The sequence below is a fragment of the Chryseobacterium sp. AC405b genome, assembly GCF_979258685.1.
On the sequence record NZ_OZ409877.1, the window covers coordinates 1,268,666 to 1,289,287 of the forward strand.

16 protein-coding genes are annotated in these 20,622 nt (G+C 35.7%); 5 read left to right on the top strand and 11 right to left on the bottom strand.

Annotated features, from left to right (window positions below; genetic code table 11):
* Positions 1–211 precede the first annotated feature (211 nt).
* The 10 genes from ACZZZA_RS06120 to ACZZZA_RS06165 form a co-directional block, all read right to left on the bottom strand.
* Entirely contained in the window at positions 212–2,464 is a 2,253-nt protein-coding gene (locus tag ACZZZA_RS06120) for a T9SS type B sorting domain-containing protein (protein ID WP_463430300.1), read from the bottom strand.
* Positions 2,465–2,635: 171 nt separating this feature from the next.
* Positions 2,636–3,112, bottom strand: coding sequence for a ribonuclease HI (rnhA, locus tag ACZZZA_RS06125; protein ID WP_463430301.1), 477 nt, complete (start codon positions 3,110–3,112; stop codon positions 2,636–2,638).
* A 105-nt stretch (positions 3,113–3,217) separates the two neighbouring features.
* Positions 3,218–4,804, bottom strand: coding sequence for a replicative DNA helicase (gene dnaB, locus ACZZZA_RS06130; protein ID WP_463430302.1), 1,587 nt, complete (start codon positions 4,802–4,804; stop codon positions 3,218–3,220).
* A gap of 154 nt (positions 4,805–4,958) precedes the next feature.
* A complete protein-coding gene (locus ACZZZA_RS06135; RefSeq protein ID WP_463430303.1) occupies positions 4,959–7,025 on the bottom strand; it encodes a T9SS type B sorting domain-containing protein in 2,067 nt (688 codons plus the stop codon).
* Between the two features lie 98 nt (positions 7,026–7,123).
* The gene (locus tag ACZZZA_RS06140) at positions 7,124–9,190 is read right to left on the bottom strand and encodes a T9SS type B sorting domain-containing protein (RefSeq protein ID WP_463430304.1); all 2,067 of its coding nucleotides are present in this window, start codon (positions 9,188–9,190) and stop codon (positions 7,124–7,126) included.
* Positions 9,191–9,279: 89 nt separating this feature from the next.
* On the bottom strand, positions 9,280–10,515 hold the full coding sequence (locus ACZZZA_RS06145; protein ID WP_463430305.1) for an MFS transporter: 1,236 nt from the start codon (positions 10,513–10,515) through the stop codon (positions 9,280–9,282).
* Between the two features lie 94 nt (positions 10,516–10,609).
* The gene (locus tag ACZZZA_RS06150) at positions 10,610–10,972 is read right to left on the bottom strand and encodes a hypothetical protein (protein WP_463430306.1); all 363 of its coding nucleotides are present in this window, start codon (positions 10,970–10,972) and stop codon (positions 10,610–10,612) included.
* Between the two features lie 69 nt (positions 10,973–11,041).
* Positions 11,042–12,541: a GH3 auxin-responsive promoter family protein gene (locus ACZZZA_RS06155; protein WP_463430307.1), complete on the bottom strand. Its 1,500-nt coding sequence runs from the start codon at positions 12,539–12,541 to the stop codon at positions 11,042–11,044.
* A 125-nt stretch (positions 12,542–12,666) separates the two neighbouring features.
* Positions 12,667–12,912, bottom strand: a complete 246-nt coding sequence (locus tag ACZZZA_RS06160; RefSeq protein WP_463430308.1) for a hypothetical protein — start codon at positions 12,910–12,912, stop codon at positions 12,667–12,669.
* A 171-nt stretch (positions 12,913–13,083) separates the two neighbouring features.
* On the bottom strand, positions 13,084–13,476 hold the full coding sequence (locus ACZZZA_RS06165) for a hypothetical protein (RefSeq protein WP_463430309.1): 393 nt from the start codon (positions 13,474–13,476) through the stop codon (positions 13,084–13,086).
* 250 nt (positions 13,477–13,726) lie between these two features.
* Between ACZZZA_RS06165 and mfd the strand changes: the two genes are divergently transcribed.
* The 5 genes from mfd (at position 13,727) to pth (ending at position 19,851) form a co-directional block, all read left to right on the top strand.
* Positions 13,727–17,107 carry a transcription-repair coupling factor gene (mfd, locus tag ACZZZA_RS06170; protein ID WP_463430310.1) on the top strand — a complete coding sequence of 1,127 codons (3,381 nt, stop codon included), beginning with the start codon at positions 13,727–13,729 and terminating at the stop codon, positions 17,105–17,107.
* A 145-nt stretch (positions 17,108–17,252) separates the two neighbouring features.
* Positions 17,253–17,444: a hypothetical protein gene (locus ACZZZA_RS06175; RefSeq protein ID WP_463430311.1), complete on the top strand. Its 192-nt coding sequence runs from the start codon at positions 17,253–17,255 to the stop codon at positions 17,442–17,444.
* Positions 17,441–18,169, top strand: a complete 729-nt coding sequence (locus tag ACZZZA_RS06180) for a hypothetical protein (protein ID WP_463430312.1) — start codon at positions 17,441–17,443, stop codon at positions 18,167–18,169. Before ACZZZA_RS06175 ends, ACZZZA_RS06180 begins: the two co-directional genes overlap by 4 nt.
* Before the next feature lie 100 nt (positions 18,170–18,269).
* On the top strand, positions 18,270–19,202 hold the full coding sequence (locus tag ACZZZA_RS06185; protein WP_463430313.1) for a hypothetical protein: 933 nt from the start codon (positions 18,270–18,272) through the stop codon (positions 19,200–19,202).
* A gap of 85 nt (positions 19,203–19,287) precedes the next feature.
* Entirely contained in the window at positions 19,288–19,851 is a 564-nt protein-coding gene (gene pth, locus ACZZZA_RS06190) for an aminoacyl-tRNA hydrolase (RefSeq protein WP_463430314.1), read from the top strand.
* A gap of 84 nt (positions 19,852–19,935) precedes the next feature.
* Here the strand turns inward: pth and ACZZZA_RS06195 are convergent, their stop codons facing one another.
* Positions 19,936–20,571: a carbonic anhydrase family protein gene (locus ACZZZA_RS06195; RefSeq protein WP_463430315.1), complete on the bottom strand. Its 636-nt coding sequence runs from the start codon at positions 20,569–20,571 to the stop codon at positions 19,936–19,938.
* Positions 20,572–20,622: the final 51 nt, after the last annotated feature.

The window sequence follows — 20,622 nt, forward strand, 5'->3', positions numbered from 1 at the left end:
ATTAGTTTATTTTAAAATTTTCTTAATCATTAATCATCGGTGCCTGTTTATAATTAAATATATTTTTGCAATAATGTGATGATTTAAATTATCATCTATTATTGATAGATTTTTATATAATTTTCATCAAAAAGCACAAATCAGTTTTATTTTTCTCAGGCAGATCTTACAAAAAATCACTCCGAAATGGAGTGATTTTTATTTGTGAAAATTATTCTCTGTTTTTTACAAGTACCCAGCCGTTGTAATTTGTTTGGGTGCTGTTTTTATCGTTTTCGTTCCAAGAGATCGTGTACCAATATGTACCTGTTGAGATTTTCTTTCCATTAGAGGTGCCATCCCATTTGAAGTTTCTCAATTTGTCAGCTTCATACTTTTTATTTCCATATCTGTCATAAACAATAAACACAAGATTTTTCTTGTAAGCCAAAGCGCTGTAATCAATCATATCATTCACGTTATCTCCGTTTGGAGTTATAACATTGAGTAGATTTGGTACGGTGATCTGTATTTCAACAGGCTCGCAATTATAAGAATCTTTTACAAAAATTTTGTTTTCACCTCTGGGTAATCCTGTGAAAACATTAGAATTTTGCCAGTTTGTACCATTTAAAGAATATTGATAGGGTGCAGTTCCGCCAGTAGCATTTACAGTGATCGTATTGTTGGTAATGTCAATACTTGCGATCACAGGATTTGCTGCTGCTTTTACATTCACCACCTGAAGTGTGTAGCAGTTTCCTGTTTTTAGTTTTACCCAGTAAATTCCTACAGCAACGCCTTGTATTGAAGAAGTTGTTGCACCGGTACTCCATTCGTATCCGTCAAATCCTGGTCCCGCATCAAGCGTGGTTCTGTCATCTATGCAGATTATTTTATCTTTCAAAACAGAAGATTTCACCGGAGGTGTTATTTTGAGTGTAATTTTCTTGATGATAAAACAGTTGCTTACTGAAGCAATCACTTTCACAAAAACTTCCGAATCTGAAGAAATATAAGCGATAGGATTTAAAATTTCATTAATTCCTGCTAATGCATCACTTAAAGAAGTGTAAAATTTCTTCGTAATGCCTGCATCTGAAGTTACATTGGCTGAAGTTAAATCAAATAACGCTGTTGCAGTATTTGTCGCAATAAAACAAGATTGTAATGTAGCATCCGTTACTGCGGGAAGCGGTAGAAAGTTTAAAGTAATTTGCGCATTACCGGTACATCCTTGGGGAGTGGTAACTTTTACATAAACTATTCCCGGTGCAGAAACGTAAGCGGTAGGATTTGTGATCTCGTTGGTTCCGGCATTCAGATCTGCGAGTGTTTTAAAATATTTTTTCGTAATTCCCGGTACAGTACTTACATTTGCGGTAGTGAGATTAAATATTGCTGTTGTAGCATTGTTATTATTGCATTCAGAAATTGTTCTGTTGTTAGCCGTAAAAGGTGATAATGTCAGTAGAATCTGACCATCGGGGTTATCGCACAAAACTCCTGAATTATCCTTTATAGATACGCTTACCGTCGTGTTTGCGTTGAACTGATAATTTGTTGGATTGGTAATTGGAGATCCTCCTGCAGAGTAGGTGAAAGTATAATTTACAGGTGTTGTAACAAATTGTGAATTAAACGATGTTAAATTCGTTGTAGCAAATCCGGTCGAAGGATTAGGGCAAAAAGACTGTGTAACAGAAGGTTGTAAAATACTTACTTTATCGGTATATATTTTTACGTTTTTAATAGAGTGTCTTGATCTGTTTCCTCCCGTAGAAGCAGAGAATCCAAAATATCCGACAGTCATCGCCGCCGCTGCGCCAGATGGAGCAAAAGACTGATTACAGATTACTGTACCATCAATTTTAATCTGTATAATCCAGCTGGTAGGAGCAAGCGGATTTACTTCTGCTGTCACTTCAACATGCTTGTAAGTAGTTCCCTGAAATGGCAATGTCGTATTAAGATCTGCTGAATGGAAAGAACTTCCGGCAACATTGAAAAACTCAACATTGTTCAGGTCGGTTGTATTCACCACCTGTCCATAGGCAACATGTACTTTACTCATTACTGCTGTAGTGGTATTGTTGTAAGTGTCAAAACCTGCAACAAGACCAACGGCATTTTGTGAAACTCCAAGTCCTGATCCCAGTACACTTGCAACAGGCGGATTGGCTAAATACCAAAAAGCAAGGCCGTCTCCGTTAGCTGTTTGGTTAGAATCCATTCTGAAATCAAATTCCACCCTCCATTTGTCACAGAATTTCAGGTTAATGGGCTGGTTCAGTCTTATAGAACCAGATTGATTATTGGTATCTGGGGTAAGCTGTATAAAATCAGTGTTTACAACTGTAGGTGCAACCATCGTCCATCCCGTCGTAGTTACCGGATTTCCTGTAAGTTGATAAGTTTGGGAATATGTTTTCCCGAAAATGCAAAATAGAAGTAAAGTAAAATAAAACAGTAAATTTTTATTCATTTAATCAGGATATTTATTTAGACGTGTAAAGATATTAAATCCTGATTTAAAAATGTGTATTTAACGTTAATTTAGTAAAAAATAATGAATATATGGTAAAATTTATTGTATTTTTAAAAGAAATAATTAGAATAGTAATGTAAAGGCAGAATTATTCAAAAATTTAATAAGTTAAAACAAAGAATTGCTTTCCAAATTTTCAAAGTACGTGTCAACCTCAAGATTGGTAGAATTGGCAGCGGCTACGGCGAGTTTGTCACAAAGTTCATTTTCAAAATGTCCTGCATGTCCTTTTATCCAGTGCATTGTAGGATGATATTCATTGAAAAGCACTAAAAAACGTTTCCACAAATCAGGATTTTTTACATTCTTCCAGCCTCTTTTAATCCAACCTGCAAGCCAGTTTTGATTGATAGCATCAGAAACATATTTGCTGTCTGTGAAGACATGAATATCATTTTCAGTTGATTTTAATTTTTCCAGTGCGGTAATTACTGCCAGCAATTCCATTCTGTTGTTGGTGGTTTTGCGAAAACCTTTTGAGAATGTTTTCTGGTAATTTTTTTCGGGTACTTTCATGACAATACCGTATCCGCCTTTTCCCGGATTTCCGCTGCATGCGCCGTCTGTGTAAATTTCAATTCTCAAAATGTTTAGACCGAGGTTTAATGTTAGGAAATTATGGAGGTTGATTTTAAATATAAATTTTATATGTAAGCTTTAGTAAACCTCAATTTCATGATGAAACTTAATTTAAAAAGGAAAATCGTCTTCATCATCCAGATCATTCATTGAAGAACCGGAAACTTTAGAATTATCAGGTAAATCAAATGCTGCACCAGGCTGAATGGTTGTTTTTATTTTCTCAAAACCGCTTGGTTCAGGTGTTTGTCCTCCTGAAGGATATCCATAATCATTGTTTCCATATAAATCTAAATCGCCAAATTTTGCAAAATGCTTCATGAAAGAGAGTCTCACATCGGCGGTTGCGCCATTTCTGTGTTTTGCAATAATGAGTTCAGCCTGATTTTCGGTGGAAGATTCCTGACCTTCTTCATCGTTGTCCCAAACGGCGATTTTGTAATATTCTGGTCTGAAGATGAATGACACAATATCTGCATCCTGCTCAATCGCTCCGGATTCTCTCAAATCTGAAAGCTGAGGTCTTTTTCCGGGACGGGTTTCCACAGTTCTTGAAAGCTGCGAAAGTGCAATCACGGGAACATTCAGCTCTTTGGCAATGGCTTTTAAGGAACGCGAAATCATTGCAATTTCCTGCTCACGGTTTCCAACACCTTTTCCTCCGCTGCTTGCAGTCATTAGCTGAAGATAATCAACCATGATGATTCTCACACCATGTTGCATAACCAGTCTTCGGCACTTTGCACGGAAGTCAAAAATGGACAGGGAAGGAGTTTCGTCAATATATAAAGGAGCATTTTCCAGTTCCGAAACGTTGGAAAACAGACGTTGCCATTCTTCGTCGCTCATTTGTCCTTTTCTTAATTTTTCTGAAGAAATTTTGGTTTCAGAGGCAATCATTCTGGTAATCAGCTGTACAGATGCCATTTCTAAAGAAAATAACGCCATCGGAATTTTGTGTCCCACTGCAATATTTCTTGCCATCGAAAGCAGAAATGCAGTTTTTCCCATTGCGGGACGTGCCGCAATGATAATTAAATCTGAATTTTGCCAACCACCGGTTTCTTTATCAACTCCTGCAAAGCCAGATGGAACTCCGGAAATCCCTTCTTTGTCTTTTAAAGATTTAATAGTATCAATCGCTTGTTTTACCAAAGAGTTTGCGGTGTCGAAACCTTTTTTAATAGTTCCGTTGGTTATTTCAAAAAATGACTGCTCCGCTTTATCTAAAAGCTCAAAAACGTCTGTTGATTCTTTGTATGAAGTATCAATTACATTTGCGGAAACATTGATTAAGCTTCTCAGAATGTATTTTTCAAGGATTACCCGTACGTGATATTCGATGTGGGCAGACGAACTTACGCCCATAGTCAGCTCTATAATGTAATGATCACCACCTGCAGAACTCAATTTCTCTGTTTTTTTTAACTCCTGAATAACGGTCATCAGGTCGACAGGATGGTTTCCTTCATATAATTTTAAAATCGCTTCAAAAATTACAGCGTGTCTCGGGTCATAGAAAACTTCGGGTGTCAAAAGGTCAATAGAATGATCGAGTCCTTTTTTATCAATTAAAAAAGTACCAATCACCAACCTTTCAAAATCTATAGCATTAGGAGGCATTTTTCCATCTGCAATCGACAACTCTTTAGCAAAGTTTCCTTGTGTAAGAGAAGATAAAGTTTCTTTCTGCGCCATAATGCAAAGATAGTTTATTTAAGAAATAATTTGAAATGAGTAATTCATAATTATTGTTGATAACTTTCAAAATATCAATGTCTGTAAGGGTTGAATGTTGTGAATAAAAAAATCACCCCATTGCTGAGGTGATTGTAATGATATGATTGTTTATTTATTCTCTGTTTTTTACCAATATCCATCCACTGTATTTTGTTTGGGTATTGCTGATGTCATTTTCGTTCCAAGTAATAGTATACCAATAGGTTCCGGTTAGTATTTTTTTACCGCCCGAAGTTCCGTTCCATTTGTAGTTTCTTAGTTTATCAGATTCGTAGACTTTATTACCATATCTGTTGTAAACTGTGAAGACAAGATTTTTCTTGTAAGCTAATGCAGAATAATCTACTTCGTCATTTACATTATCACCGTTCGGAGTGATTGCATTTACAAGATTGGGTACTGTTACCTGAACACTAACAGGATTACAATCGAAAGAATCTTTCAGATAAATTTTATTTTCACCTCTAGGCAGATTAGTGAATACATTAGAATTCTGCCAAGTGATCCCATCAATAGAATACTGATAAGGAGCAGTTCCACCAGTTGCTGTTACGGTAATTGTGTTGTTTGTAATGTCTAAACTAGCGATTACCGGCTGTTGAGCTGGCAATACACTTACTAGCTGCATAGTGAAACATTTACCGGTTTGTAGTTTTACCCAATACTGCCCTATGCCAACACCTTGTATGGTTTGTGTGGTTGCACCGGTGCTCCACTCGTACCCATCAAATCCTGGTCCTGCATCAAGAATTGTTCTATCTTCTATACAAATCGTTTTGTCTTTTAAAACTGTAGATTTTACAGGAGGAAGTACTTTTAAAGTAATTTTTGTGATAGCAAAACATCCATTAGAATTTGTAACTCTTACAAAAACTTCACTGTTTTCAGAGATGTACATTGTAGGATTGGGAATTTCACTAGTTCCTGCCAAAGCATTTGCCTGAGTTTTAAAAAATCTTTTTGTAATTCCTGTTTGGGTAGAAACAGTTGCAGTTGTTAAATCAAATAGAGCAGTAGTAATTGCAGTAGGGATGTAACATGATTCTAATATGGCAGGTGTAACTACTACTACAGGATGATATGCTAATGTGATTGTTGAATCATCTGAACAACCTTCTATTGAAGTTACTTTTACGTATATTGTAGCTGGTGCAGATGATACGTATGCCGTCGGATTGGTAATGGCGTTGGTGTCTGCATTCAGATTAGCCAGCGAAGTGTAATACTTCTTGGTAGCTGTAGGATCTCCAAATACGGCTGCTGTTGTAAGATTGTAAGTTGCTGTACCTGCACCGTTGTTGTTACATTCAGTGAGTGTAGCGTTATCAGCCACAATATTTCCTTGTTTGAATTTAAATTTACCGGTTAAAAAACATCCATTTACAGGATTGGTAGGATTGGTAGGATCAACATATTTCAGTCTATAGTAATAGATTGTAGTACCATTAACCATAGCTGTCGTAAGTGGGCTGTCCCCAGTGATCGCATTGTTTGCGGTATCGTGATATGTAACTGTAAAGTTTTGGTTTCCATTTAAAATTCCTGTACTCAATGTTGTAAAGTCAAACATCATTGGCAATGCACATTTCAGAATTTCGTTAGGTTGAGTAGGATCTGTGGCATTTGGTACCCCAGGTGTAATAAATGGATTTGGAGTCAGTGCAGGATTGGTAAAAGGAGAGGTTAACGAAGCCGTACCTTCCCAAATTAATGAAAATCCGGCATTTGCTGCATTACTATAGTTATCGATCACCAGATAATACGTCTGACCAGCAACTACATCCAAATAAGCTTCGAAATAGGCAGATCCACTCGGTGTAAGCTCTAATCCCGTATTTCCAGTAGGAGAAGATCCTGCAAAATTACATCGTATAGGCGTTCCTAGTGCGGCACATGTTGCATTGGCAGCATAAACTGCAAAATCATAATCTGTTGTGTTTATGTTTGCATCAATTGTAAAAGCTAATGTACCTGATGTAGCAACGGTAAATGTATACCATACGGAAAAGTTTTCGTCATCAGTTAAACATCCGCCAAGATCTTCCAAAACATTTCCGGGTCCTGAAGGGGTAAATGAAACATTTGAATTTCCGCAAACAGGAATTGCTGTGGTGCAATCTGATTGTGAATAATAAAATTGCGAAATTATGATAATAATAAAAAGTAGTATTTTTTTCATGTTAAAATGAATTTATAGCAAATTTAAACAAAATATTACAAATGATTTTTAAATAAAAAATCGCTTTGGTAAGCGATTCTTTATTTTTTTGATCGAGATTATTCTCTGTTTTTTACCATTATCCAACCAGAGAATTTGATTGGTGTTTTGGTCTTGTTGTTTTCGTTCCATGTTACAGAATACCAATAGTTACCTGTAGGAACTTTTTTACCACCATTGGTAGTACCGTCCCATTTGAAACCATTCGTTTTATCCGCCTGGAAAATTTTGTATCCGTATCTGTCAAAAATACTTAGAACCAAATTCTGTCTGCTTCCTAAAGCAGAATAATCTATTACATCGTTTATTCCGTCTCCGTTTGGAGTAATCACGTTAATCATGTTTGGAACTAAAATGTTTACTTCCATAGGAACACAGTCGTAAGCATCTTTTACATAAACTATGTAATCACCTCTCGTAAGACCCGTAAATGAATTAGAGTCCTGCCAGTTTACATTATCTATTGAATATTGATAAGCCGGTGTACCACCAGTTACATTTACAGTAAGAGAGTTGTTAGTAATTTCAATATTTGAAATTACAGGCTGATCAGAAGCAAAAACTTTTACAGTCTGTATTGCAGTACAGTCTCCGGTTTTAAGTTTAACCCAATAAGTTCCCACGGTTACATCAGAGATAATCTGCGTAGTTGCACCAGTGCTCCACTGATAAGAAGTAAACCCGGGACCTGCATCTAAAGTGGTTTTATCTTCAATACATATCACTTTATCAATTAATACTGTAGAGTATACAGGTGGGATTACCACAAGATTAATTTTAGCTACATTAAAACATCCATTGGCATTAGTTACTCTTACATATACTACACCATTTGGCGCTGTATAGGTTAAAGGATTTAATATTTCGTTGGTCTGGTTAACCGCATCTGCTGTTGATGGATAATATTTTTTAGTAGTTCCTATCTGCGTATTAACGGTAGCATTGTTTAGATTAAACAAACCAGTCGAAGGATTAGATTCTATAAAACAAGCTCTGAGTGTAGCTTCAGTTACCACTACTATAGGATAAAAGTTCAGCTTGATCTCTGCAATATCTTTACATCCAAATTCTGAGGTTACCAAAACAAATGCAGATCCTCCAGCAGAAAGATATTGATAAGGATTGGTAATTTCGTTGGTGTTGGCATTAAGATCTATTATTGAAGGATAGTATTTTTTTGTTGCATTTGCTATTGTAGTAACATTGGCATCAGTCAAGTTAAATACAGCTGTTCCTTCGTTATTGTTATTACATTCTGTTAAAGTGTCGTCAGTTGCTACAATACTTCCGTCTTTGAATTTAAATGTACCTGTCTGTTTACATTTATTAATAGGGTTATTCGGATTGGTCGGATCTGTGTATGTTATACTGTAGTAATAAGTATCTGTAGTATTTACAGTAATCGGATTTACGATAGGGTTGTCACCAGTCAATAGATCATTAGTATTATAATGGTAATTTACTGTGAAATTAGTATTACCGTTAATAATTGCACTTGATAATGAACTGAAATTAAAAACGGAAGGATTGGTACAAATTACCACTTCATTCGGTGCTGTAGGGTTTGCGTTTGGCAGACCTGGTGCAATAAACGGATTAGTAATTAAACTCGGGTCATTAAATGGCGAAGCCAATGTAGCTGTACCGCCCCAAGAAAGTGTAAAACCATTTGGACTGTTTGAGAAGTTATCAATAACCAGATAATAGGTCTCTCCTGGAAGCACATTCATAAAACCGCTCCATTGTCCGTTTACAGCTGGGTGTACAGTAGTTAAATTTAAACCTGTAGGTCCGTCTGCTCCGGAATAATTACATCTTATGGGTGCTCCCAAAGTTCCACAAGTTTTATTAGGTCCGTAAACTCCGAAGTCATAATCGTCTGCGAATACATTAGGATCAATAGTAAATGTTAAAGTTCCTGCGGTAGCAATAGAAAAAGTATACCACACAGAGAAGTTTTCGTCATCACTCAAACAACCGCCAAGATCTTCCAGGATATTTCCCGGACCGGATGGTGTATATGATATTCCGGAATTCCCACAAACTGTTATTGCGGTAGGACAATCAGATTGTGCAAAAAACATCTGAGAAAATATCATCAAAAAAATGAGTAGAGTTTTTTTCATTTTCGGAAAAATTTTGTTACAAATATATAAAAATTATTAACCACGTATTTAGAATTTGCTAATATAATCAAAAGTTAGCCAAATATGTCTTAATACTGCATTTTTCTTAGTTTAGGATTTGTAGCTGCTACCACCAATGCAATAATTAAGGTCATACTTCCGCCAAATACTACAGATCTTACGACTCCCATTAATTTTGCAGCCAGCCCGCTTTCAAACTGTCCCATCTCATTACTCGACATAATGAAAATAGAATTTACACTCAAAACACGACCTCTGATATGATCCGGCGTTTTCAGCTGTACAATTGTTCCACGGATGACAACGGAAATTCCGTCAAGCATTCCGCTTAGAACCAGAAACATAAAGGATAACCAGTAATAGTGAGAAAGCCCGAAACCAATGATACAAAGCCCAAATCCTGCAACCACACCAAGCAAAATTTTACCCTGATTTTTTCTTAAAGGAATGATGGAGAGTGTAGTAATGATGATCATGGAACCGATATCTGAAGCAGCATTCAGTAATCCAAAACCTTCAGCACCTGATTTCAAAATGTCAGTGGCAAAAACAGGAATCATCGCAACGGCACCGCCAAAAAGTACAGCAAACATATCCAGGCAAAGCGCACCTAAAATTTCTTTAGTTTTAAAAATATAAGAAATTCCTTCATGCATGCTTTCCCAAACTTTAATTTCATCTTTTTTATGTTCCGAAAATTGTTTTTGAAGTTGCCAGAAAAATATAGATGCAACGGAAATTAATGAAATAATCACAATCAAAGTCCATTTTACACCAACCAACCCAATCAAAAATCCCCCGGCGGCGTGACCACAAACAGAAGAAATTAAAAATGTTGCCTGATTTAAAGTAATGGCACTGGGAAGATTAACCTTCTGAACTATTTTCGGAATCATTGATGGGACGATAGGACCAATAAAAGCTCTTACAATTCCTGTAAAAAAGATAACTGCGTAAATATAGTAGGTGATTTCGTGTCCCGAAAAATGAAGCTCGACATTATAAAAAGCAGGAATTAATAATAATCCGATCAGAAAAACATACAGATACGTACATATGAGAAGTAATTTTTTCTTTTCATTCATATCAATAACGTGACCGGCATATAAAGCGCAACTCACCGCCGGAATTACTTCTGAAAGTCCGATCAATCCTATAGAGAAGGGATCTTTTGTCAACTGATACACCCACCAGCCAAGTAAAGTTGCAAGCATTCTGAATGCTAAAACAATAAAAAATCTTCCTGTAAGAAGATTCCTGAATTCTATATTTTCTAGGGTTTTAAGCGGAGTAAGAGAAATCATTCCGCAAAAATAGCCCTAAATATTCATTCAGGGCTATCGGTATACTGTGTTTTCAAAAGAAATTGGTTATCTCTTTTGAAAGATAAAATCTATTTTAGTCTGCTCTCAAAGCACTGATCACAATTGCAGCGGCTCCTGCAGCTCCGATAAGTACTGCACCTCCTGCAACTCTGCCTTGTGATCTGTCTTTTACAGATGCAATATTCGATTTTGGGATCACTACTTCTGCGCTGTCTTTCTTCCCTGCAGTCCCGATAATGTTGTCTCCACTGATGTTTCTAAACAAAATCGTTTGTTTTTTAGAACCGTCTCTAGGCGTTACAACATAAATTTTTCCCGCTTCAAGATTAGAGTAATTATTTGTTGAGATGTTTTCGCTGTACTTTGTAGTAGCACAAGATGAGATGACAAATAAACCAGTTAGTAAAGATGATTTTAAAAGTACAGATGCTTTCATTATAAAATTTTAGTTTTCCAAATTTATCAATTTTTTTGAATATATCTTTTCAGAATGAAGAAAATGTGTTTAAATTTTATAAATTTTCAGTAAATCTGCAATTTTTCTTTCATTTGCCAATCTTGGAATTTTATTCTGACCACCAAGTTTTCCTTGAGATTTTGCATATTCCTGGAAAGCATTTTTTGAAAGTCTGCTGATTTTTAATTTCTGAAGAATGTTTCCCGCAACCAGATCATCATAATAAGTATTGCGTTTTCTCAATTGATCATCCAGTTCATTTTTAAATAAGTCTAAATTTTCCGGCTCTTTTTCAAATTCTATAAACCATTCATGGTAAGGCAAACCGTCTGCAGGATTGACCTCTGGAGCCAGATGAAATTCAGTAATTTGTGCAGAGAACTTTTCTACTGTAGCTTTCATTGCTTCTTCCACTTCAAAAGCAATGACATGTTCCCCAAAAGCTGAGGTGAAATGTTTGGTTCTTCCGCTAACCAGAATCCGGTGCGGATTTTTATCAATAAAACGTACCACATCACCGATAGAATATGCCCATAATCCAGAGTTTGTCGTTAAAATCAGAGCGTAATCTCTGTTGAGCTCAGTTTCCTTTAAAGTCAATCTTTCTGCATTCGGCTTTCCGTATTGTTCAAGCGGAATAAATTCGTAGAAAATTCCATGATTGGTCAAAAGCAGAAGTCCTTCCTGAGTATAGTCATCCTGAAAAGCAAAAAAACCTTCTGATGCCGGAAACGTTTGCACAATATCAACTTTTCCACCCAAAAGCTCTTCCATTTTTTCACGATATGGCTCATAATTGACGCCGCCGGTAACTATTAATTGGAGATTTGGAAAAAGCTGTTTTATTTTTTTACCGTTTTTCTCAATGAGTTTTTCAAAATACATGATCAGCCAGGGCGGAATTCCGGAAATCAAGGTCATGTTTTCTTTTTCCGTTTCTTCTACTATTTTGTCGACTTTTGCTTCCCAGTCTTCCATCAGATTGGTTTCCCAGCTTGGCAGACGGTTTTTTTGAAGATATTTGGGAATGTGATGGGCGACAATTCCCGAAAGTCTGCCTGTTTTAATGCCGAAGACCTCTTCCAGTTCCGGACTTCCCTGCAAAAAAATCATTTTTCCGTTAACGAAATCAGCGTTGCCTTTTTTTGAAATATAATGAAATAATGCACTTTGCGCACCTGCAACCTGATACGGCATTCCTTCTTTTGAAATGGGAATATATTTTGATCCGGAAGTGGTACCGGAAGTTTTAGCAAAATATTCCGGAGTTCCTGTCCAGAGAATTTCTCGTTGACCCTTTTTTACTTTTTCGATGTATGGTTTGAGATCTTCGTAATCTGCAATCATTACATTTTTCTGAAAATCTTGAATAGAATTGATGTTTTCAAATTGATGTTCTCTTCCAAAAAGGGTTTTCTCAGCAGTTTTCACCAACGATAAAAGTAATTTTTCCTGATTTTTCTCAGCATTTTGCTTAAAATAGTTCGCTTTCTGAACATGATTTTTTGCCCAGATTAATGCTGCATTTTTTTTGAAGAAGTTTAACATGTTTCAAATTTATAAATAAGTGGAGAATTGTGTTATTATATTTTGAAATTTAAACATAAAAAAACCGACAAAAATGTATCGGTTTTTCAAAAATTGATGATGAAAATAATATTTTTATATGTTGATTATTTGTTCACTTTATACCTTTTGTCTGGTGTTCCGTCTTTTTTTAATTTTTGGTTTTCTTTGAATCTTTTGTCGGGAGTACCGTCTTTCTTAAGTTTTACTGTTGGTTTAGCGGCTTCTTTTTTTACAGCTTTTACAGTTTTAGTTGTTTTCTGTACTGTGCTTTTCGTTGCCGGAACAGCTTGTTGAGCAGATGCAAATCCTAATCCCAATACGATTGACATTGCGGTAAGAAATTTTTTCATGTGTTTATAATTGTTTAGTAAGGTAAAGTTAATTAAAATTTTACTACAAAAAATCATTTTTTCAGACTTAATTAAACTCGCTGAAAATTAAAAATTATAGACTCTTGCTTTAGGTAATAAAAAAACCTGCTTCCCAAAAGAGAAACAGGTTTTTAATATTTATTGACAGTATTATCTTGTAGCGTTGGCTGTCCAGGTTTTACCATCTGCTTTATAAAGCATTTTTAATTCGTTGTTGTCTATTCTTACATAGACCAATGCGTTAGAACCTACCATTACCAAAGAATTATCTCCTTGTTTTTCAAATTCAAGTCCGTTTAGATCAGGAATTCCATTTGAAAATTTGAAGTTATATTTCGTAGCACTTGCAATTTTTGTTACAAACACTTCACCATTGTCTGATCCGATAGTTGTAGATCCGTCATTGTAAGATATAGATCCTTTATACGTTCCTGCAAAGAAATCATTATCAGCCGGATCGTCATCGTCGCTACATGATGTGAATGAAATTGCTGTGAACATGACCAGCATAAAAACTCCTAAAATCTTGATTACATTTTTCATAAAATTATTTTTTTTGGTTTATGGGTTTAGTTTTCCAAACACCATGCCGTGTGACTAAAAATGAATTGTTTTTAACTCATTTTTTGAATTATACTGATAATTTAAGATTTATAATCGTTTATTGTTGCTTTATATTAATTTGGTACCATTCAATTTATCTTAAAGAAAAAATAGCATTATCTTTGTCATGCTAAAACGGTTTCGGAATTCTCCCGAAATCGCTTTTGTCGTTTATATCTATATTATTTTTATGCATTTAAAAACCATAAAAGAAAGCTTTCTTCCGGATCTTCTGAAAAAAGAATTCGGGAAAGAAATTTTTGTACAGCTGGAAAATCATCAGCACCTTTCTGTAAAAGGAAGTGCAGGCTCATCTGTTTCGATTTTTATTGCCGAACTTTTTCTTACGCAAAAGAAGACTATACTTTATCTTGTTGATGACAAGGAAGAGGCTCTCTATGTAAATACTGAAATGGAGGATTTGCTGGGTAAAGAAAAGGTTTTATATTTTCCGGCAACGCATCTTGAGCCTTATCAGGTTGAAAAAACTCAAAATGCCAACTTGGTTTTACGAACGGATGTTTTAAATAAAATAAATTCTGAAAAATCTCCGAAGATCATTGTTGCATACATGGGCGCTTTGTCTGAAAAGGTTTTAAAGAAGGAAGATTTTAAAGCGATTTCTCATCACATCACAGTTGGCGATCAGCTTGATTTTGATTTTGTGGATGAATTGCTCTCACATTATCAGTTTCAGCAGACCGACTTTGTTTCTGAGCCGGGAGAATTTTCTGTGAGAGGAGGAATTGTAGATGTTTTTTCTTACTCCAACGAAAAACCGTATCGAATTACTTTCTTCGGTAATGAAGTTGAAAACATTAAAACTTTTGATATTGAAACTCAGCTTTCTGTAGATAAGATAAAAGACTTTCAATTGGTTTCAAATATGAATTATTCGGTTTCAGGAAGTCGTGTTTCTTTGCTGGAACTGTTGCCGAAAGACAGTTTTGTGATTTCGAAAAATGCGGTTGTAGGCTTAAATAAAATCAGAAGCTTTTATGAAAAATCATTGGAGAAATATGATAGTTTAAGCAAAGATATTTCGCACAGAACTCCGCAGGAATTATTTATTTCAGACGAAGAGTTTTTGTTTGACTATAAAAAATTCAAAACCATTGATTTCAGTTCACAGACTCTCGAACTCTCAGACTCTGAAGCACTTCAGCTCAATCAAACCCAGCAACCTTCTTTCCACAAAAATTTTGAATTATTAATTGAAGATTTAGAAGAAAAACAAGAGCAAGGTTTTGATACCTGGATTTCTTTTGCGACCGATAAACAGAAAGAAAGGCTGGAATCTATTTTTGAAGACATCGATTTTGCTCAGTCCGGGTCGTCTAAAATTTCGTTTAAAAGTTTTAAATCTGAACTTCACGAAGGTTTTGTAGACACCGATCACAAGCTTCTCGTTTATACCGACCACCAGATTTTTGACCGTTATCAAAGATATAAAGCCAAAAATACGTTTGCAAAATCTGAACAGCTTACGTTGAAGGATTTAATGTCTTTAAAAGTGGGAGATTACATCGCTCACATCGACCACGGAATCGGAAAATTCATGGGATTGGTGAAAGTGAATAACGATGGTAAAATTCAGGAGTGTTTTAAACTGACTTATAAAAATGGAGACTTATTATATGTAAGTATTCATTCATTACATAAAATTTCAAAGTATAACGGCCCGGATGGAAGGGAAGTTGTTTTGAGCAAACTCGGTTCTCCTGCCTGGAAATCTTTAAAACAGAAAACAAAAGCCAAAGTAAAACAGATCGCTTTTGATTTGATTAAATTATACGCCGAAAGAAAAACCGCCAAAGGATTTGCTTATACACCGGACTCTTATTTGCAAAATGAACTGGAAGCAAGTTTCATCTACGAAGATACTCCGGATCAGGAAAAAGCAACCATTGATGTGAAAAATGATATGGAAGCAGACACGGTTATGGATCGTTTGGTTTGTGGAGATGTAGGTTTCGGAAAAACTGAAGTTGCTATTCGTGCCGCATTTAAAGCGGCAACAGATGGTAAACAGGTTGCTATCTTAGTTCCTACAACGATTCTGGCATTTCAGCATTACCGCAGTTTTACCGAGAGGCTGAAAGATTTTCCTGTCAATGTTTCTTATTTAAACAGATTCAGATCGGCAAAACAAAAAGCTGAAACGATAGCCGGCTTAAAAGACGGAAAAATAGACATCGTGATCGGAACGCATCAGTTGGCTTCTGAGAAAGTGAAATTTAAAGATTTGGGTTTATTGATTATCGATGAAGAGCATAAATTCGGAGTTTCGGTAAAAGACAAATTGAAAACTTTAAAATCAAATATTGATACTCTGACTTTGACGGCAACACCAATCCCCAGAACTTTGCAGTTTTCATTGATGGCCGCGAGAGATTTATCAGTTATCAAAACGCCGCCGCCAAACAGGCAGCCTGTGGAAACTCATATGGTTGGTTTTAGTGAAGAGATTATCCGTGATGCGGTATCTTACGAGTTACAGCGTGACGGACAGGTTTATTTTATCAATAACAGGGTTGAAAACCTGAAAGACATCGCAGGTCTGATCCAAAGACTGGTTCCCGATGCGAGAGTAATTACAGGTCACGGACAAATGGAAGGCAAACAGCTGGAAAGAAATGTGCTTGATTTTATGGAAGGGAAATATGATGTTTTGGTTGCCACCACCATTGTAGAAAGTGGAGTAGATGTACCCAATGCCAATACCATGTTTATCAATGATGCACAGCGTTTCGGGATGGCAGATCTTCACCAGATGAGAGGTCGTGTTGGTAGAAGCAACAGAAAAGCTTTTTGTTATCTCATCACTCCGCCTTTAGATATGGTGACTTCTGATGCAAGAAAAAGGCTCGAAGCTATTGAGCAGTTCTCAGATTTGGGAAGTGGTTTTCAGATTGCAATGAAAGATCTGGAGATACGTGGTGCAGGAGATTTATTGGGAGGTGAACAAAGCGGATTTATCAATGAAATGGGCTTTGAAACCTATCAGAAAATGATGCAGGAAGCTTTGGAAGAACTGAAAGATGATAAAGATTTTGAAAATCTTTTTGAAAATGAAGAAGATCGTCAGAAATTATTTAAATCGGTTAAAGATGTCAATATCGATACAGATTTAGAATTGATGTTGCCGGATTCTTATATTTCAAGCACGGAAGAAAGGCTCTTGTTGTATCAGAAATTAGCTGAAATTGATAATGAAATTGATCTTCAGAAATTTGAATCTGAATTGACCGACCGTTTCGGAAATTTACCCGATGATGCAATCAATCTCTTGAAAAGTGTTGCGCTGAAATGGCTTGCTGCAGATATAGGTTTTGAGAAAATCGTTATGAAAAACGGAACTTTCTTAGGCTATTTCCCGAATAATCCGCAAGATAAATTCTATCAGACCGATAAATTCAGACATATCATCAGTTACTTAACTCAAAACCCGTCGCAGGCACAGTTGAAAGAGAAAATAAATAAAGATGGCAATCAGCTGATGATGAGAAAAGACGGGGTTCAAAATGTGGATGAGGTGAATGTTTTGTTAAAATCTATTTTAGGAATTTAAAAAGTATCCATTTAATATTTCACATTAATATTTCAATAATTAAATCTAAAAATCATGTTTTTAGATTTTTTTTGATAAAAATTAAATTTAAGTCTAGTCATGTTGAAAAATAATTATATTTGTGAACTAAAAAAAACTAAATTTTATGATTAGAAACAACTTTTTTAAAGTAGTAGCAGTTCTACTTCTTTTCTTCATGTTCTCGTGCGACAATACTACCGCAGATCCTCTTAACCAAAATAATCCTAATAACACTCCGGGCGGGAGTGGCGGTGGAACTCCAGGTCCCACAATTACAGGCCCAGAATTTTACACAAGATTGTTGTCAATAATGTGACTAATCAAGAATTTGTAACCACCGGAAATATTTTACAAAAAGCAATTTTCAAAGAAACAAGTGGTCCTACATCATTTTTCATTGGAACGCCGACTTATACCTCGGGTAAAATTACTAATGTGAAGTTCGGACAGGAAATCAATGGAACTGTCCCAGCGAATAATATAGCATATAATTTTGCTGTCACCTATGATTCTAATGGTAAAATAAATTATACCACTTGCCAAACAACTTTAGGTGGTGCACCTCATTTCAATATGGAGTACACCTATACCTACGATGGTGCTAGTAAAATGACGAAAATTGTAGAAAAGAAAAAAACGGGAACTACTTACGTTCAGTTTACCAATTATAATTTTACCTATACAGGAGATAATATAACAAAAATGACAGCCGAATCGGGTGCTACTACTCCGTCGGGTGCGCCTGATCTGTCTGTTCAGGTAACAACGACTGCCTACAATTATCCGGCTTATGATAATAAGATAAACCCTTATAACACGTTACCAAAAACATTTTTTGTCATGTGGAGTTTGGTACATCCTCTTAATTTTTCAACATTATCTGCTAATAATTATACAAGTTTCAGTATTGAAATTCTTTCACCTCTTTCACCAACTCCTATTCCGGTTTCGTCTGGTAATCTAACTTATCTATATGATTCGATGAATTATCCAACTTCGGATCAGTCTCAAGCTCAAAAATATATTTATAAGGCTTTATAAGGTGTTTTTATTTGTTAGTTTTATGATAATATAAATAAAAACATGATTTTTATTCAAAAAAAAATTATATTTGTGGAAATATAAATAATACCCTTCGGAAATGAAACAAATATTCTATTTTATTTTACTTGTAGCTGGTATTTCATCTATTCATTCTTGTAAAGATTTGGTTGATGAAGAAGGAAACCCATTGATTGATTTAAATCCAAATAGTGGTTTTAACGGTCCAAGAGCTTTATTCAGAGAAGTTACAGATGCAGCAACAATTGCAGAATATCAATATAATGGTTTGCTTTTGACCAAAGTGATTACGCCGGGAAATTCTGTCACCAATGTTATGTGGAGTGGCGATAAGATCAGTCAGATCACTTTCAACGGTCGTCTGGATCTTGATGGAAATGGTACTGTAGAAGATGATAGTATTGTTTATACACAGTTGTTTACTTATGGAAACTTAGGTAGATTAACCATTATTTCAGAAAACAGAGCGACCTATAAAAGAACTCCGGCTGTACCTCCAACAACGCCTGCGGGTCCTTATGTTCTTGATAAAAGAAACAAAAGAATTTATGACTTATCTTATAGCGCAACAACAGGTAAGCTTGATATCATTAACATGAAGGATGGTCCTGATGCTCCTGGAGTACCTTTTGAATATAAAGATTATTCTAAAACATGGTATACTTATTTGGGAGATAATGTTTCTAAGGTAGAAAGACATTACGGTAAAATCAGTGCAGGGGTCAACGGTCCGGCGTTGTCGAAATACGGTTATGAGTTTTTAAACTATGATTCTCACATCAACCCGTATACTTTATTGCCTTTTGCATACAAAGTTTCGGCACTTTTATCTACGAATGACGGAGACGACAAATCTTTTATTATGTCTCCGAACAATCCAAAGAGACTTACCATTACAGATCTTGCGCCACCAATTCCTACACCTGTTATTTTCTCAACAGCGTATAGATATGATGAGCAGACCTACATGACACAAGGTTTTAGTGTAAATTATTTTTATAAGCCTTTATAAAAACGTTACTAAAAAATATTTAAACTCAATTCTTACAGGATTGAGTTTTTTGTTTTATATCTCTTAATTTTGCAAAAAATTTCTCATGAAATATTTAATTGTCGGTTTGGGTAACAAAGGACCGGAATATGAAAATACGCGTCACAATATAGGCTTTAAGGTTGCTGATAAAATAGCAGAAAGTCTGGAAACTTCTTTTAATACAAGCAACTTTGGATGGCTGGCTGAAGGGAAATATAAAGGCAGAAAAGTTTTTGTGCTAAAACCAGACACCTACATGAATTTATCTGGTAACGCCGTAAAATTCTGGATGCAGAAAGAAAATATTCCGTTGGAAAATGTGATGATTGTTACCGACGATCTTGCTTTACCTTTCGGAACTCTAAGAATGAAAATGAAAGGTTCTGATGCAGGACATAATGGTCTTAAAAGTATTCAGGAAAGTTTACAGACTCAGAATTATGCGAGATTGCGGTTTGGGATTTCTGCAGAGTTTTCTGAAGGCAGACAAGTCGATTACGTTCTCGGAACATGGAACGAAGAAGAATCTGAAAAATTGGGAGAACGAATTGAAAAGTTTTCCAAAGCCTGTCTGTCATTTGTTTTTGCCGGAATTGGGAATACAATGTCAGCATTTAACGGAAAGTAAATTTATATACATATACTTTAATCAGAATGACACAAAAAAACGGCGGGAGCTTTGCTCCCGTCGTTCATATTTACTATATTGGTTTTATAACCAGGTTACAACACCAGTCTCTACATCGTAATTTGCACCAACGATTTTGATCTTACCCTCTTCTTCAAGTCTTCTCAAAGTAGAACTTTGCTTACGGATATCATCGATTGCATTTTTTACATTGTGCTGATTCAGTCTTTCAAGAAGATCTGCGTTTGCAGAAGTTCGCTCTTCACCATCTTGGATAATTGTTTTAATAATCGGATCAAAATGATCAATCAGATGGTTCAGGTTATCCATTCCCATGCCTTCGATTTTAGCAGCATCCAATCCGCCTTTTAAAGCTCCACATTTAGTATGTCCTAAAACAACCACTAATTTAGATCCGGCTACATTACAGCCAAATTCCATTGAGCCTAAGATATCCTGATTCACGAAATTACCAGCAATTCTGATGCTGAAAACATCGCCCAGACCCTGGTCAAAAATTAATTCTGCAGAAGTACGGCTGTCGATACAGCTCAACACCACTGCAAATGGCCATTGTCCTTCACGAGTAGCATTTACTTGTTCCAGAAGATCTCTGTTCGCTTTAAGGTTACCTACGAATCTGTGATTTCCTTCTTTCAAGAATTCTAGTGCTTTTTCAGGAGTAATGGTCGATTGTGTTTCAGATGTATGTGCTTTCATATAACTGTATGTTTTTTTGAATTAAATTTAAATTTAAAATTGATTTTGTTT

What these genes read in the sequence shown, in the direction of transcription:
- ACZZZA_RS06155 (WP_463430307.1), bottom strand. Translation starts at nt 12,541, where the DNA reads ATGTTAAACTTCTTCAAAAAAAATGCAGCATTAATCTGGGCAAAAAAT.
- mfd (WP_463430310.1), top strand. Translation starts at nt 13,727, where the DNA reads ATGCATTTAAAAACCATAAAAGAAAGCTTTCTTCCGGATCTTCTGAAA.
- ACZZZA_RS06165 (WP_463430309.1), bottom strand. Translation starts at nt 13,476, where the DNA reads ATGAAAAATGTAATCAAGATTTTAGGAGTTTTTATGCTGGTCATGTTC.
- ACZZZA_RS06195 (WP_463430315.1), bottom strand. Translation starts at nt 20,571, where the DNA reads ATGAAAGCACATACATCTGAAACACAATCGACCATTACTCCTGAAAAA.
- ACZZZA_RS06120 (WP_463430300.1), bottom strand. Translation starts at nt 2,464, where the DNA reads ATGAATAAAAATTTACTGTTTTATTTTACTTTACTTCTATTTTGCATT.
- ACZZZA_RS06145 (WP_463430305.1), bottom strand. Translation starts at nt 10,515, where the DNA reads ATGATTTCTCTTACTCCGCTTAAAACCCTAGAAAATATAGAATTCAGG.
- ACZZZA_RS06150 (WP_463430306.1), bottom strand. Translation starts at nt 10,972, where the DNA reads ATGAAAGCATCTGTACTTTTAAAATCATCTTTACTAACTGGTTTATTT.
- ACZZZA_RS06135 (WP_463430303.1), bottom strand. Translation starts at nt 7,025, where the DNA reads ATGAAAAAAATACTACTTTTTATTATTATCATAATTTCGCAATTTTAT.
- pth (WP_463430314.1), top strand. Translation starts at nt 19,288, where the DNA reads ATGAAATATTTAATTGTCGGTTTGGGTAACAAAGGACCGGAATATGAA.
- ACZZZA_RS06185 (WP_463430313.1), top strand. Translation starts at nt 18,270, where the DNA reads ATGAAACAAATATTCTATTTTATTTTACTTGTAGCTGGTATTTCATCT.
- dnaB (WP_463430302.1), bottom strand. Translation starts at nt 4,804, where the DNA reads ATGGCGCAGAAAGAAACTTTATCTTCTCTTACACAAGGAAACTTTGCT.
- ACZZZA_RS06140 (WP_463430304.1), bottom strand. Translation starts at nt 9,190, where the DNA reads ATGAAAAAAACTCTACTCATTTTTTTGATGATATTTTCTCAGATGTTT.
- ACZZZA_RS06160 (WP_463430308.1), bottom strand. Translation starts at nt 12,912, where the DNA reads ATGAAAAAATTTCTTACCGCAATGTCAATCGTATTGGGATTAGGATTT.
- ACZZZA_RS06175 (WP_463430311.1), top strand. Translation starts at nt 17,253, where the DNA reads ATGATTAGAAACAACTTTTTTAAAGTAGTAGCAGTTCTACTTCTTTTC.